Genomic DNA, 13,231 nt, shown 5'->3' with positions numbered 1-13,231 from the left:
GCGACGAGATGCGGCTGCGCGCACTGCTGGACACGGACGCGCTGGGTCTGCGGCTGCTCGGCGGACAGGACGAGCTGGACCGCACCGTACGGGGTGTGATGACCACGGACCTGCGGGACCCGAGCCGTTACCTCTCGGGCGGCGAGCTGGTGCTCACGGGGCTCGCCTGGCGCCGCGGTCCCGCCGACTCCGAGCCCTTCGTACGGATACTCGTGGCCGCCGGCGTCACGGCGCTGGGCGCGGGCGAGGCGGAGCTGGGCGCGGTCCCGGGTGACCTGGTGGCGGCCTGCGCCCGGCATCGGCTGCCGTTGTTCGCCGTCAACGAGTCGGTGGCGTTCGCGACCGTCACCGAGCACGTCGTACGGCAGGTCTCGGGTGAGCGTGCGGGGGATCTGGCGGCCGTGGTGGACCGGCACCGGCGGATGATGACCTCGGGGCCCGCGGGCGGCGGGCCGGACGTGGTCCTGGACCTGCTCGGGTCCGATCTGGACCTGCGGGCCTGGGTGCTCTCGCCCACCGGGCGCCTCGTCGCGGGCTCGCACCTCGCGGAGGCACCGCTGCCCGCCGGTGTGCGCGCGACACTGGCCGGCGAGCACCTGGCGGCGGCCCGCACGGGCCGGCGCGGGCCGCACCGGGTGACGGTGGGCCCGGTGACGTACTCGCTCTTCCCGGTCCGCGGCGGCGGGCGCGGCACAGCGGGTGCGCGGGACGTGCGCGACGTGCGCGACGTGCGCGAGACGGTGTTCTCGGAGTGGCTGCTCGCGGTCGAGGCGGACGCCGGGGACTGGCCGGCCGAGCGGCTCGACCTGCTGGAGGGCGTCACGCAGCTGGTCGCCGTGGAGCGCGACCGCCGGGACGCGGCGCGCACCGTGCGGCGCAGGCTCGCCCAGGAGATCCTGGAACTGGTGCAGTCCGGTGCCGCGCCCGCCGAGATCGCGGCGCGGCTGCGGGTCGCGGCGCCCGTGCTGCTGCCCGGTCTCGGCGCGGCCCCGCACTGGCAGGTGGTGGTCGCCCGGATCGAGTGGGACGGACGGGACGGGGCGGCGGGCGGACCCGCGGGGACCTCGGCCGAATCCGGCGATGGCGCGGGCGACGGCGAGGGCGACAACAGCGGTGGCGGCGGTCGACGGACCGAAGGGCCGGCGGGCGGCCCGGTGGCGCAGGCCCTGCTGGAGGAGATCCTGGTCGGCCCCCTGTCGTCGGGCCCCGGGCCGTCCGACCGGATCGCCGTCGCCCACACGGACACGGAGGCCGTGGCGCTCGTACCGCTGCCGGCCGTCTCCTCGGAGCACGACGGCTCGGAGACCGGGCTGCTCGCCGAGGTGGTCCTGGAGACCGTACGCGATCCGCTGTCGGCCGGGCTCGACGGCGACGGGCGGCTCACGCTCGGCGTCAGCGCGGCCGTGCACTCGGCGGAAGGGCTGCGCGGCGCCCTGGAGGAGGCCCGGCACGCGCGCCGGGTGGCCGCGGCCCGGCCGGGGCGGGTGTGCGCGGCGGGCCACCAGGAACTGGCGTCCCACGTGCTGCTGCTGCCCTTCGTGCCGGACGACGTGCGGCGCGCCTTCACGGCCCGGCTCCTGGACCCGCTCCGCGCGTACGACCGGCGGCACCGCGCGGAGCTGATACCGACCCTGGAGGCGTTCCTCGACTGCGACGGGTCCTGGACCCGCTGCGCGGCCCGGCTGCATCTGCACGTCAACACGCTGCGGTACCGGGTGGGGCGTATCGAGCAGTTGACGGGCCGGGACCTCTCCCGGCTGGAGGACAAGCTGGACTTCTTCCTGGCGTTGCGGATGAGCTGAGGTCACACGGCCGGTGAGGTCATACGGCCGTGGACGGTGCGACCCCCGGGGCCCGGGTGCGGCGGGAGGCCGGGGGCGGCACCGGGTGTCGTCCCTGTCCCACGACTTTGTGAAATCCTTCACCCGCCCCCTTGGCCGGGCGCGATGATTCGTGCTGAGATGCCGCCACCACTCAACAGCTCAATGGCGTGCTCGGGGAGGGCAACGTGGCGCATCCCGCCATGTCCGGTTCTGGTTACGGAACGACCGCAGGCGAAGATCCCCTCCAGACCGCGGTGTGGCGGCTGCGCTCGCGTGCCTGCTGGGCCGACGCGGCGGCGCTCCTCGAACCGCACACGGCGTCGGCCGCTCTGCAACGGGCCTCGCTGCTCGTCGAGCGGTGCCTCTACACCGAACAGGGCTGGGCGGAGGCGGAGGACGCGCTGCGTACGGCGGAGGCGCTGGCCCGGAGTGACGACGAGCGGGGCGCGGCGGCGTGCGAGCGGGGGCAGCTCGCGTACGCGTCCACGCTGCTCGCGGTCCGCGACCGCGCCGACGAGGCGCGGGCCGCGCTCGGCCGGGCGGCGGCCCTGATCGCGCCGGGCGCCCGGGGGCGGGCGCTGCTCGACTTCCGGCGGGGCCTGCTCGCGGAGAACCTCGCCCGCTCCCCGCAGTCCGCGCGCGCCGCCTACCGGCGTGCGCATGCCGGCGCCACGGCGCACGACGACCCGCTACTCCTGTCCTTCACCTGGCGCCACCTCGCCGGACTCGCGCTGCGCGAGGGCGAGTTGGCGGAGGCCCGGCACGGCTTCGCCGAATCCCTGCGCATCCGCGAGGAACTGGGCTACCTCGTCGGCACGGCTCCGGCGCTGGCCTCCCTCGCCGACGCGGAGTCCGAACCGGAGGCGTCCCGCCTGCGTGCGGAGGCGGGCCGGCTGTTCCGCCTCCTGGGGGGCGTACCGACGTGGCTGGCGGAGCAGCTGACGCCGCCGGCGGCCACTGCGTGAGAGCGGGACCGCCGGTGCCCGCCCGCTACGCGCCCGGGAAGTGGTTCCGGATGAGGGACTGCGCCGTCGGCAGGTCCTGTGCGGCCAGTGCGTCGAGCAGGGCCGTGTGCTGGGCGGCGTCCGCCAGGAGGTCGGTGCGCGGGCGGCGGGCGGGAGCGCCCGCCAGGGGCCACTGGGCGCGGCGGTGGAGGTCGTCCGCGAGATGCACCAGCTGGCGGTTGCCGGAGAGCGCGAGGACGGCCGCGTGGAAGGCGCGGTCGGACTCGGCGTAGCGCGCGTGGTCGCCGGTGGCCGCCGCGGTCACCGTCGCCTCCGCCAGCGGGCGCAGCTCCGCCCAGCAGGGGGCGGCCACCGTACGGGTCAGCCGCAGCATCACCGGCATCTCGACGAGGGCCCGGATCTCGGCGAGCTCGGCCAGTTCCCGGGCTCCGCGCCGGATGACCCGGAAGCCCCGGTTCGGCACGACCTCCACCGCGCCCTCGTTCGCGAGTTGCTGCATGGCCTCGCGCACGGGGGTCGCCGACACGCCGAAGCGCTCGCCGAGCGCCGGGGCGGAGTAGACCTCACCAGGGGCGAGGTCACCGGTGACGAGGGCGGACCGCAGGGCGTCGAGGACCTGACCGCGGACGGAGGACCGCTGGATCACGGGCCGGGGGGCGGCGGAGGCGAAGGCAGAACCGGCACCGGCACCGGCACCGGCACCGAGGGACGGAGCCGGGGCGGGGGCGGGGGCAGGGGCCGGGGTCGTGAAGGGCTCGCGGGTCCCGGGCACGCACTGCCCGTACGGCGCGCCCTGCCCGTCGTGGGTGCCCTGGCCGTCATGGGTGCCGGGCGGCTGCGGGTCCGGTATGTCCCCTGCATCCTCTGCGTCCTCTGCGTCCCCCGCGCCCCCGCGCGCCCCCCGCGGCCGGGACGGCCGGGGTGTCGGGATCTCGCCGTGCGTGTGCTCGCCGCGTGCCGCCGGCCCGCCGGGACCGGCAAAAGGCGCGGCGGCCGCAGGCTCCACGGATCCTGCGGGGCCCGCGGGGCCTGCTGTCGCGGGGATGTCGTCCCGCGCGCCCCGGTCGCGGCTCGTCCGGCGTTGCCGCGCACCGTCCTCCGACCGTGCCTGAGCGGGAATCCGCACGGTGGCGACCCCGGCACGGGCCTCCTCCGCACGGGCCACCCCGGCGCCCGTCCGCACGCTGCGGCCCGCGGAGTGCCCCGCAGCGCCTGCCGGGCCCTGTGTCTCGCGTGAGTCCGGCTTCTGCACGGGAGCCTCCTGGCGGGGTGGGCGGTGGAGAGGGGAAATACGGACGGGGCGCGGTACGACCCCGACGGGACAGGGTAAACCGCGACCCTATCGGGTAAGGTAAGCCTTACCTGTCGATGATCGCGAAACGGGGTCCCCGCATGTCCGCTCCCGCCTTGGCCGAGAAAGCGCCCCGTGCCGTCGCGCACCCGGTCCACTCGGTGCTGACCGAGGCGTACACGCGGATGACCGAAGTGTTGCCGGCCCTGGGGGTCACGGAGCTCGCCCCGGGCGAACCGGCCCCGACGGGTGACGGCATGTTCGCCGTCGCCCGGCTCGCGGAGGCCGGGGCCGACCTCGACGCCTTCCTCGCCTGGGACGACGAGCAGGTGCTGGCCGAGCACGGCCGACGGGCCCGCCCGGACGTCGTCGCCAGCTTCGGCCTGCACCGGTACGCCTGGCCGGCCTGTCTGCTGATCACGGTGCCGTGGTTCGTGCTGCGCCGCGTCCCCCGCTTCCCCGTGCAGGACGTCACCTTCCAGCGCATGCCCGGCCGCATCGCCGTACGCGTGGGTGAGTTCGCCTGCCTGCCGGACGACCCGGCGGCGGCCCTGCCCGGTGCCCGCGTCGTCCCGGACGAGGAGGCCCTGCGCGCGGAGGTGCGGGCGTCCGTGGCCGAGCACCTGGAACCGGTCCTGAACGGTTTCGGCCCGCGCATGCGGCGCCGGGACCGCGCCCTGTGGGCCATGGCGACGGACGAGGTCGTCGAGAGCCTCTGGTACGTCGCCGGCCTCCTGGGCGAACAGCAGCGCGCGACGGTGGAGCTGGAGCGGCTGTTCCCCGGCTCCACCCGTCCGTACGTCGGTAAGGCCGGCTTCCGCGAGGTGACCGGTACGAACGGCCAGTGCCTGCCCACCCGGGACCGGGCCAGCTGCTGCTTCTACTACACCCTCGACGCCGAGGACACCTGCGCCAACTGCCCCCGCAACTCCGAGGCCGCCCGTATCGCGAAGCTGACGGCCCAGGCCACCGAGGCGGCAGCGGCACAGGCAGCACAGACGATGCAGGCCGCGTAGACCGCGCGGACCGCATGGGCGGCCCGGACCGCATGGGCGGCCCGGACCGCATGGGCGGCCCGGACCGCGAGCCGGGCCCCGCGTTCGCACCCCTCCGCATCCCGTAAGATCAACTCGCGGAAGCGGTCGCCCGGGTCACAACTGCTTCACGAATTCCTCACCCGGCGCAGGAACTTTCCGTGGAACCACCCGTAAGGGTAATCTGACTCGAACTCAACTCCTGCTCCTCAAGCGGCGGTTCGAGGAGAATGCCGCCCATGCGCATCCCCTTGCACTCTCCTGGCGGCCTCTTGCCCCGAAACCCCCTGAGGACCCGCGGGATTGGGCCACTATGACGGGCGTCACGCCCTATCCCAATGCAAGGGACCCCAGATGAGACTGACCGACATATCGCTGAACTGGCTGCTACCCGGCGCCGTGCTGCTCCTGGGCCTGCTGGCGGCGGTTGCGGTGCTCGCGCGTGGCAAGCGCGCCGGGGAGAAGACCCACGCCGAGGACTCGTGGGAGCGCTCGGAGGAACGCCGCAGGCGCAAGGAGGCCGTCTACGGCACCGCTTCCTACGTCCTGCTGTTCTGCTGCGCCGCGGTCGCCGCCGCGCTCTCCTTCCACGGCCTGGTCGGCTTCGGCGAGCAGAATCTGAACCTGTCCGGCGGCTGGCAGTACCTCGTGCCGTTCGGTCTGGACGGCGCGGCCATGTTCTGCTCCGTGCTCGCGGTGCGCGAGGCCAGCCACGGCGACGCGGCACTCGGCTCCCGGATACTCGTGTGGACGTTCGCGGCCGCCGCCGCCTGGTTCAACTGGGTGCACGCCCCCCGGGGCCTCGGCCACGCGGGCGCCCCGCACTTCTTCGCCGGCATGTCCCTGTCCGCCGCCGTCCTGTTCGACCGTGCGCTGAAGCAGACCCGCCGTGCCGCCCTGCGCGAGCAGGGTCTGGTGCCCCGGCCGCTGCCGCAGATCAGGATCGTACGGTGGCTGCGTGCCCCTCGTGAGACCTACGCCGCCTGGTCGCTGATGCTGCTGGAGAACGTGCGCAGCCTGGACGAGGCGGTCGAGGAAGTGCGTGAGGACAGGCGGGAGAAGGAGCAGGACCGGCTGCGCCGGCGCGACCAGGAGAAGCTGGACCGCGCACGGATCAAGGCGATCACCCGCGGCCACCGCGGAATGATCGGACGCGGCGGCCGCCAGGCGGAACTCCAGGCGGCCCAAGCGGCTCCCCAGACCGCCGCGGAGCCTGCCATAGCAGCGCCGGAACTGCCCTCACGCGCCGCCCGGCCCTCGTTGCAGCCCGTCCGCCGCGGCGGTGAGCCGTCGACGGTCGACCTCACCGCGGAGGACGACACCATGGCCCTCCCGCGGCTCGACTCCCTGGAGCGCAAGCTGAAGGACCTGGAGCAGCAGTTCGGCTGAGCGGGACCCGGGCCGTTCGACGGCCCTCCGCCGGACGGGGGCGCGGCAGTTCATGCCGCGCCCCCGTCCAGTTCGAACCACACCGCCTTTCCCACCCCGTGCATGCGTACGCCCCACGCGTCCGCGAGCGACTGCACCAGGACCAGGCCCCTGCCGTGCGTGCCGTCGTTCACGTTCGGTACGCGGAGCCTCGGCCTGCGTGCCTCGAAGTCCCGTACCTCCACCCGGAGTCCGCGCGGGCCGACGGTCGCCGTCACCAGCGCCTCCTCATCGGTGTGGACGAGCGCATTGGTCACGATCTCGCTGGTCAGCAGCTCCGCCGTCTCGGACCTGCCGGGCCTCCCCCAGTGGGTGAGCAGTTCCCGCAGCGCCCTGCGGACCTCGGGCACCGCCCGGAGGTCGCAGCGCCGCAGCCTGCGCCTGAGATGTGAAGGGCCCTGCCGGCCGGGCGTGCCCTCCGTCGGGTTCTCCACGGCCTGAGCCGTCTTCGCCGTTTCCGCCGAGAAGGCCCCGGATAAAACGGGACCGCCTCCTCGTGCATACCTGTTCATGACCCCCGCCGAGCTGTCGGTTCCCCCTGTAACTCGTTCACGGAATGCATGCCCCGTCCGGAATGGCGGCAGTCATGTCGAATCTTGAACGTCTTCTCGTGGGCGGGCAGTTGGGACATCCGCGTTCCGGACCGGCCCGGAACGCGCCATCCGTCCGGAACGTCCCGGGGCGCCACGGAGCACCCCGAAGCACCCCGAGGCGTCACGGAGGGCCCGGCGGGGCGCACCACCCGCAGCCGAGGTGCGCGGCCGGCGTGCCGACCGTCGGCGCTCGGCCCGTCCGCCGACGCGCACCTGCCGCACCGGCCGTACACGAACCGGTCGGCGACCGCTCCGGAACCGGTCGGAAGCCGACCGCGGGCCGCTTCCGCCGGTCCCGGCCTCCCGGTCGGTCAGTAGAGCTTGCCGACCGCGGTGGTCGTCGTCTTCCTGAACGCCTTCACCGGCGCGTCGGAGAAGTCGCCCATCTGGCCCCACCGCACGACGGTGACGGCCCTGCCGTCCCGGCCGACCGAGTAGAGGTGGATGTCGGTGGAGCCCCAGGAGCTGCTGGTGTGCATCCCGTGGACGTGGGCGCCTTCCTCGACGGGCAGCGTGCCGTAGTCCTTCGTCGTGGCCTCGGTCTCGGTGTCGCCCGCCTCGATCCTGGCCGCGCAGCCCTTGATCTCCTCGTTCAGCCGCTCGGCGAGGGCACCGGCCTTGGCGTGACTGCCGAGGACGAAGGTGAGTTGCTGGGCGTTGGTCTCCAGGTCGGTCCGGAAGTCGCGGTACGAGGAGTCGTAGCCCGGCAGCGCCTCCTCCAGGCAGAGCAGCAGTTCGCCGGGGACACCCGGGGTGACCTCACCCGCCGTCCAGGCGGACGTGGGGTGCGGCGGCAGTTCCGGGGCCGCGAGGAACCCGGGCGCGACGCCCTGCCGCACGGGGGCGGGTGCCGGGATCCTCGTCGTGGTGTCCGCCGCGGCACCGGCCGGGCCGGCGAGTGCCGTGCCGACGGCCAGTCCCGCGGCGGCGAGGGCGGTGAGCGTGACGGTCCGGGCGTGGTCGGTCATGGTCCGGGCGCGGTCGGTCATGGGAGGTCCCCCTGTGTCTGCGTGCCCCGCACGATTCGTGTGCCCGGGCATGTCGAGTACGTGTGTTCCGGCAGGTGTGTGGATGCCGCCGCGGAGGCCCGCCGTGGGCTGTCGCCGGCTGGTCGGTCCGGCGGCGGTCGGTGCGGCACCAAGAGCATCGGCCGCCACTCGGGGCCTGCGCAACCGGCGGCGGGGTTTCCGTCGTGATGGAACCATCCCATCCCCCTTGACGTGCAGACATATGGAGTGCCTGGGATGGTCATCCGGGACGGCAGACGCCCCGCCGGCCGGGGCGACGACGAGCACGGGGGAACAGTGTCGACTCGGGACGACGACGTCGAGGGGTTCGCGGCTCTGCTGAGACGTCTGAAGGCACGGACGGACCGCAGTTACGGTGCCCTGGCGCGCCGGGCGGACATGAACACCTCCACGCTGCACCGCTACTGCGCCGGGGACGCCGTGCCGGTCGACTTCGCCCCCGTGGAACGGTTCGCCAGGCTGTGCGGGGCGACGCCGGCCGAACGGCTCGAACTCCACCGGCTGTGGATCCTGGCGGTCGCGGCACGGCAGCGTCCGCGCACGCCCGCGGGCCGGCGCGACGAACCCGAGCCCGTACCCGTACCCCAACCCGAGCCCGTACCCGAGCCCGAGTGCGGCCCCGGAGCCGGTGCGGGGGACGCGTCCGCCGTGCGCACATCCGGTACTTCCCGTCCCCACCCCCACCCGCGTCCGTGGAGCACCCCGTCCCGGCGGCGGATCGCCGTCGCCGTCGCCGCCCTGGCCGCGCTGTTCGCCACGCTGGGCGGTCTGTCGGCCCTCCCCGCCGACGGGCCCGCCGACGGCGCTTCCGAGACCGCCGGCCCGTCGTCCCCCGTACCGGCGGTCGCCCCGGGCGCACGGCAGCGCCCGTCGGCGGACTCCTCGGCCGACGGGACCAGCCCTTCTCCCCCTGCCGGTGACGCCACCGGCAGGGCGTCCGAGTCCCCCGGCGGGGGCAGCGGCGGGGTGCCTCCGGTGCCTTCGAAGGAAGCGCGGGACTCGGGAAACCCGCAGGACGCCCGGGACACCGGGCCGGACGGCGGCGGTCCCGGCGCCGTACCGCTCACCTGGACCGCGAACTCGCAGGTCTGGCAGTCCGGTTGCGACCACGACTACGTCATCCGGAAGGACCCGCGGCAGGTCCCGCCGCCGCCCGCCCCGCAGGACGCCGGAGCCTGGGCCGCGACCCAGGCAGCCGTGCACGGGCGGCAGACCGACGTGGAGATCTCGGTGCAGGGCCGCACCTCCAGGGCCGTCGTCCTCACCGCGCTGCGGGTGCGGGTGGTCGGCCGCACCGCGCCCGTACCCGGCAACGTCTACGCCATGGACCAGGGCTGCGGCGGCGCGGTCACCCCCCGCTCCTTCGCCGTCGACCTGGACCGGAACCGCCCGATCGCCCGATCGGTCCCCGGCAACGACACCGGCACACCGATCCCGGCGGTGCGCATGCCCTACCGGGTGTCCGCCGAGGACCCCGAGGTGCTGCTGGTCACCGCGCGCACGAAGACCTGCGCCTGCTCCTGGTACCTCGAACTCGACTGGTCCTCCGAAGGGCGCACCGGCACGGTCCGCATCGACGACCGCGGCCGTCCGTTCCGTACGAGCGGCATCGAAGGGCTGCCGCGCTACTGGTACGCCCCGGACGGTTCCGACGGTGCGCGGCGACGCTGGGTCCCCGCCGGCTGACGGTCACGCCTCCCAGACGGCGGCGGCGGTCCGGTCGTCGGCGTACCCCTTGACCCGGACCGTGCTGTCCGCGAGGAACGCGGCCAGGCCCGGCGGGCCGTCGCCCGACCAGCGGGAGGTGAGGTGCTCGACCAGGCGCGGTTCACCGCGCAGGGGTTCGGCGAGGCCGCCGGTGCACAGGAGGAGCGCGTCGCCCGGACGGGCGACGGAGGCGCGGAAGCGGAAGGGGTCGCGGGCCGGGGCCTCGGGAGCCGGTTCGTAGGGGCTCGGGGGTGTGGTGATGCCCAGGTCCATGGTGAGCCGGTCGCCCGCGGGGGTCTCGTGGGGCAGCGAGCCGAAGCCGACGACCGCCTCGCCCGTGGTGTCGGCGGCGCGCGGTTCGAGGTCCTGCCACTCGCCGTCGCGCAGCCTGAAGAGACCGCCGGCCCCGACGCCGAAGAAGACGCGCGTACGGCACTCGGGGTCGGCGGGCAGCAGGAGGCAGCGCAGGCTCGCGGTGTACTCCTCCGGTTCGATACCGCGCTCCGCGGCACCGGCCCGCAGCTTGCCGAGACTGCGGTCGGTGAGGCGGTGCAGGCCCGACTTCAGGTCGCCGCGGCGGGCGGCCCTGATGTCCTCGGCCAGCCGGGCGTGGCTGCGGCCCACGGCCCTGCCGATCCACTGGCACGCCTCGGCCGCGGCGCGGTGGGCGTCGGGGGTGGCGCGGGCGCCGGTCGCCATCGCCACGAGGACGAGGGCGCCGTCGCCCGTGCCGAAGCGGGCGGTGAGCAGGGAGTCCCTGCGGGGCTCGCCCCGGTAGCGCGCCGAGTCCCCGCGCACCGACACGGCGCGCAGGGTGCACGTCCCGTACGACGCCCCGTCCAGCACGGTGTCGGCCACGAGGTCGTCGAGGGCGTCCGGGTCGGCGGAGGGCAGGGCGGTGGGTTCGGGGGCGTAGGTGGGCGGACCGGAACCGACGTGGCCGAGGGGATCGGGGGTGTCGGGGAACTGGAAGGGCTGGTCGGGCGGGGCGCCCGCGGGGGCGTCGCCGGCACCGGCACCTGTGTCCGTGCCCGTGCCCGCCGTCTGCCCGGCGACGGGGGCGTCCCCGTGCGTCGGCGTCCCTGCGGCGGTCGGCGGCCGGGACGTCGGTGCGGCCGATCCCGGTACCTCGGTGGACATGCCGGTGGACGGCGTCGCTCCGGGTCCCGGGAGGAAAGTGGTCGGGCGCGGGGGTTCGGCGGACGGGGCTTCCCAGGGGGCCCGCCGGCGCCGGGACCCGCCGCCGCGTTGCGAGGGTTCGGGGTCCGGGGCGGCGGGGACGGGGCCGCGCGGGTCGGCCGTCCGCGGCTTGCCCGCCGCGGGTGCCGCGCCCGGGCCGCTCGGGGGCCACCAGGGCGGAGGATCGTTTTCCGCGAAACCGGTCGGCGTCCCGCCGAGTCGTGTGTCCGGTACGGGTCGTGAGAGCTGGTCACGCCGTTCCCCGCGCCCCTGGGAGGACGCGGGGGGCACAGGGGTGCCGCCCTGCGCGGGTACGTTCCCGGTCGGCGTTCCGCCGGGGGCCGGGTCCGGTGCGGGGTGCGGGGGTCGGGCGTGGTGTTCCTCGCGGCCCCGGCGGGAGGGCTGTTCGGGCGTGGGTGTTTCCAGGGTGTTCGTCGCCGAGACGAACCTGTCGTCCAGGGAGTCGGACGCGGGCGCCGGCCCGGTGTCCTCCGTGGCGTCGTCGTACAGCTGCCCCCACCAGTCGTCCTGACGACCGGTCGGCCTCTCCCCCTGCTGGCTCATCCCCTAATTGTCACCGTGGAGGCCGGATGGAAACGGGGCATCGGGAAAAACCGGCCGCGGGGGCGGGGGCGGGCCGCGGCACGGGACCGCCGGGCGATCCCACCCCCCACGGGAGAACCGCCCGGCGGCGCCGGTGTGACCCGGCTCCGGTCGGGAACCGGGGCTCGCGTCACGCTCTGGGCGACCGGTTCCCCGGCGGCGCGCGGGGCACCGGTCCGTACGGCCCCGAGTGCGGCCTGCCCGGCCGGGGCCGTGCCGTGATCCGGTCCCGGAGCGGGTTCCACCAGCCGTCCCGTTCATCCGCCCCGGTGCCGTTCTCCTCGTCATTGGCCGGTCTTCGCCGGTCTTCGCCGCTCTTCGCCGGCCCCCACCCGTCCCCACCCGCCCTCACCCCCGTCCCCACCCGCCCCCACCGCCCTGGCAGACCCCCGGACCGTGCGGCGATGATGTGCCGAGGCGGTTCTGCGCCGTGGCCGTTTTCCGCCACGGGCCGGTCTTCGGGAAGGGTGTCGCCGCATGCTGGGAGCGACGGGTCTGGCCGCGCTGGGGCTGGACGAGGCACACGAGTCGGCGTACCGCACGCTGGTGTCCGCGGGCGCCGCCGACGTGCCCGACCTCGCGCGGCGGCTCGCACGCGCAGAGCCCGACACCGAGCGCGCGCTGCGCGGGCTGGAACGGCACGGGCTCGCCGCCCGGTCGTCGGCGCGGCCCGGCCGCTGGGTCGCCGCGCCGCCCGGTGTCGCGCTCGGCGCGCTCCTCGCGCAGCGGCGTCACGAGCTGGACCGGGCGGAGCTGACGGCCACGCTGCTCGCCGAGGAGTACCGCGCCCAGGCCACCGAGCCCGCCGCGCACGACCTGGTCGAGGTGGTGACCGGCGCCGCCGCGGTCGCCCAGCGGTTCCTGCAGTTGCAGCTCGGCGCGAGCGACGAGGTCCGCGCCCTGGTCACCGGCAGCCCCGAGGTCGTCCCGGCGGCGGACAACGCCGCGGAGGAGCAGGCCGCCGGCCGCGGGGTCCGCTACCGCGTGGTCGTCGAGCGGCCGGTCCTGCACCAGCCGGGCGGCATCGCCGGTCTGTCCGCCGCGCTCGGCCGCGACGAGCGTGTACGGGTCGTGGACACGGTGCCGACGAAGCTGGTGATCGCCGACCGGACCCTCGCCATGGTGCCGCTCACCTCGCGGGCCCCGGAACCCGCCGCCCTCGTCGTCCACGCGAGCGGCCTGCTCGAATCGCTGTCGGGCCTGTTCGAGTCCGTGTGGCGGGACGCCCTGCCGCTGCGCCTCGGCGGGCCGGGCGCGCCGGGCACGGTCGTCGAGGAGGAGCCGGACGGGCCGGACGGCACCGACCTGGAGATCCTCTCCCTGCTCCTCGCCGGGCTGACCGACGCGAGCGTCGCCAAACAGCTCGGGCTGGGCCTGCGGACCGTGCAGCGCCGGGTCAAACGGCTGATGGAGCTGACAGGTGTGACGACCCGGCTCCAGCTCGGCTGGCACACGTACGAGAAGGGCTGGGTGGCCCGGGGCCCGCTGGAGTGATCCGCACTCCGCCGGCGGAGCCCCGGGGGGGGGGGCGGCTCCTGGGACCCGCGGACGGGATCCGGTGCGCGGGACGCCGGAACCGT

The 13,231-nt window shown here is 75.4% G+C and carries 10 protein-coding genes; 6 read left to right on the top strand and 4 right to left on the bottom strand.

Annotated elements, in window-relative coordinates; translation table 11 throughout:
* The first annotated feature begins 8 nt into the window (after nucleotides 1-8).
* Both KM933_RS11865 and KM933_RS11860 read left to right on the top strand, forming a co-directional pair.
* Complete coding sequence (locus tag KM933_RS11865) at nucleotides 9-1,802, top strand: PucR family transcriptional regulator (RefSeq protein WP_221351075.1); 1,794 nt, start codon at nucleotides 9-11, stop codon at nucleotides 1,800-1,802.
* Nucleotides 1,803-2,008: 206 nt separating this feature from the next.
* On the top strand, nucleotides 2,009-2,788 hold the full coding sequence (locus tag KM933_RS11860; protein WP_221351073.1) for a hypothetical protein: 780 nt from the start codon (nucleotides 2,009-2,011) through the stop codon (nucleotides 2,786-2,788).
* 25 nt (nucleotides 2,789-2,813) lie between these two features.
* Here the strand turns inward: KM933_RS11860 and KM933_RS11855 are convergent, their stop codons facing one another.
* Entirely contained in the window at nucleotides 2,814-3,560 is a 747-nt protein-coding gene (locus KM933_RS11855; protein WP_221351071.1) for a GntR family transcriptional regulator, read from the bottom strand.
* A 620-nt stretch (nucleotides 3,561-4,180) separates the two neighbouring features.
* Between KM933_RS11855 and KM933_RS11850 the strand changes: the two genes are divergently transcribed.
* Nucleotides 4,181-5,095 (top strand): (2Fe-2S)-binding protein, encoded by a 915-nt coding sequence (locus tag KM933_RS11850; RefSeq protein WP_221351069.1) that lies wholly within the window; start codon nucleotides 4,181-4,183, stop codon nucleotides 5,093-5,095.
* A gap of 372 nt (nucleotides 5,096-5,467) precedes the next feature.
* Entirely contained in the window at nucleotides 5,468-6,502 is a 1,035-nt protein-coding gene (locus tag KM933_RS11845; protein ID WP_221351067.1) for a DUF2637 domain-containing protein, read from the top strand.
* 50 nt (nucleotides 6,503-6,552) lie between these two features.
* Here the strand turns inward: KM933_RS11845 and KM933_RS11840 are convergent, their stop codons facing one another.
* Both KM933_RS11840 and KM933_RS11835 read right to left on the bottom strand, forming a co-directional pair.
* Nucleotides 6,553-7,053: an ATP-binding protein gene (locus tag KM933_RS11840; RefSeq protein WP_221351065.1), complete on the bottom strand. Its 501-nt coding sequence runs from the start codon at nucleotides 7,051-7,053 to the stop codon at nucleotides 6,553-6,555.
* Between the two features lie 392 nt (nucleotides 7,054-7,445).
* Nucleotides 7,446-8,123 (bottom strand): hypothetical protein, encoded by a 678-nt coding sequence (locus KM933_RS11835; RefSeq protein ID WP_260333402.1) that lies wholly within the window; start codon nucleotides 8,121-8,123, stop codon nucleotides 7,446-7,448.
* Between the two features lie 255 nt (nucleotides 8,124-8,378).
* Here KM933_RS11835 and KM933_RS11830 point away from each other — a divergent pair, with 255 nt between their 5' ends.
* Nucleotides 8,379-9,848, top strand: a complete 1,470-nt coding sequence (locus KM933_RS11830; protein ID WP_221351063.1) for a helix-turn-helix domain-containing protein — start codon at nucleotides 8,379-8,381, stop codon at nucleotides 9,846-9,848.
* Between the two features lie 3 nt (nucleotides 9,849-9,851).
* Here KM933_RS11830 and KM933_RS11825 read toward each other — a convergent pair whose 3' ends face one another.
* A complete protein-coding gene (locus KM933_RS11825; RefSeq protein WP_221351061.1) occupies nucleotides 9,852-11,612 on the bottom strand; it encodes a protein phosphatase 2C domain-containing protein in 1,761 nt (586 codons plus the stop codon).
* A gap of 516 nt (nucleotides 11,613-12,128) precedes the next feature.
* On the opposite strand from KM933_RS11825, the gene KM933_RS11820 reads away from it, so the two are divergent.
* Complete coding sequence (locus KM933_RS11820) at nucleotides 12,129-13,145, top strand: helix-turn-helix transcriptional regulator (protein ID WP_221351059.1); 1,017 nt, start codon at nucleotides 12,129-12,131, stop codon at nucleotides 13,143-13,145.
* Nucleotides 13,146-13,231 lie beyond the last annotated feature (86 nt).

Origin of the sequence: Streptomyces beigongshangae (assembly GCF_019710745.1) — a bacterium.
In the GTDB taxonomy this organism is placed as follows: domain Bacteria; phylum Actinomycetota; class Actinomycetes; order Streptomycetales; family Streptomycetaceae; genus Streptomyces; species Streptomyces beigongshangae.
This window is presented reverse-complemented; position numbering and strand designations above follow the sequence as displayed.

Bases quoted from the DNA above. Each gene is read 5' to 3' on its own strand.
- KM933_RS11865 (WP_221351075.1), top strand. From the start codon at position 9: ATGCGGCTGCGCGCACTGCTGGACACGGACGCGCTGGGTCTGCGGCTG.
- KM933_RS11840 (WP_221351065.1), bottom strand. From the start codon at position 7,053: ATGAACAGGTATGCACGAGGAGGCGGTCCCGTTTTATCCGGGGCCTTC.
- KM933_RS11830 (WP_221351063.1), top strand. From the start codon at position 8,379: ATGGTCATCCGGGACGGCAGACGCCCCGCCGGCCGGGGCGACGACGAG.
- KM933_RS11845 (WP_221351067.1), top strand. From the start codon at position 5,468: ATGAGACTGACCGACATATCGCTGAACTGGCTGCTACCCGGCGCCGTG.
- KM933_RS11820 (WP_221351059.1), top strand. From the start codon at position 12,129: ATGCTGGGAGCGACGGGTCTGGCCGCGCTGGGGCTGGACGAGGCACAC.
- KM933_RS11835 (WP_260333402.1), bottom strand. From the start codon at position 8,123: ATGACCGACCGCGCCCGGACCATGACCGACCACGCCCGGACCGTCACG.
- KM933_RS11850 (WP_221351069.1), top strand. From the start codon at position 4,181: ATGTCCGCTCCCGCCTTGGCCGAGAAAGCGCCCCGTGCCGTCGCGCAC.
- KM933_RS11825 (WP_221351061.1), bottom strand. From the start codon at position 11,612: ATGAGCCAGCAGGGGGAGAGGCCGACCGGTCGTCAGGACGACTGGTGG.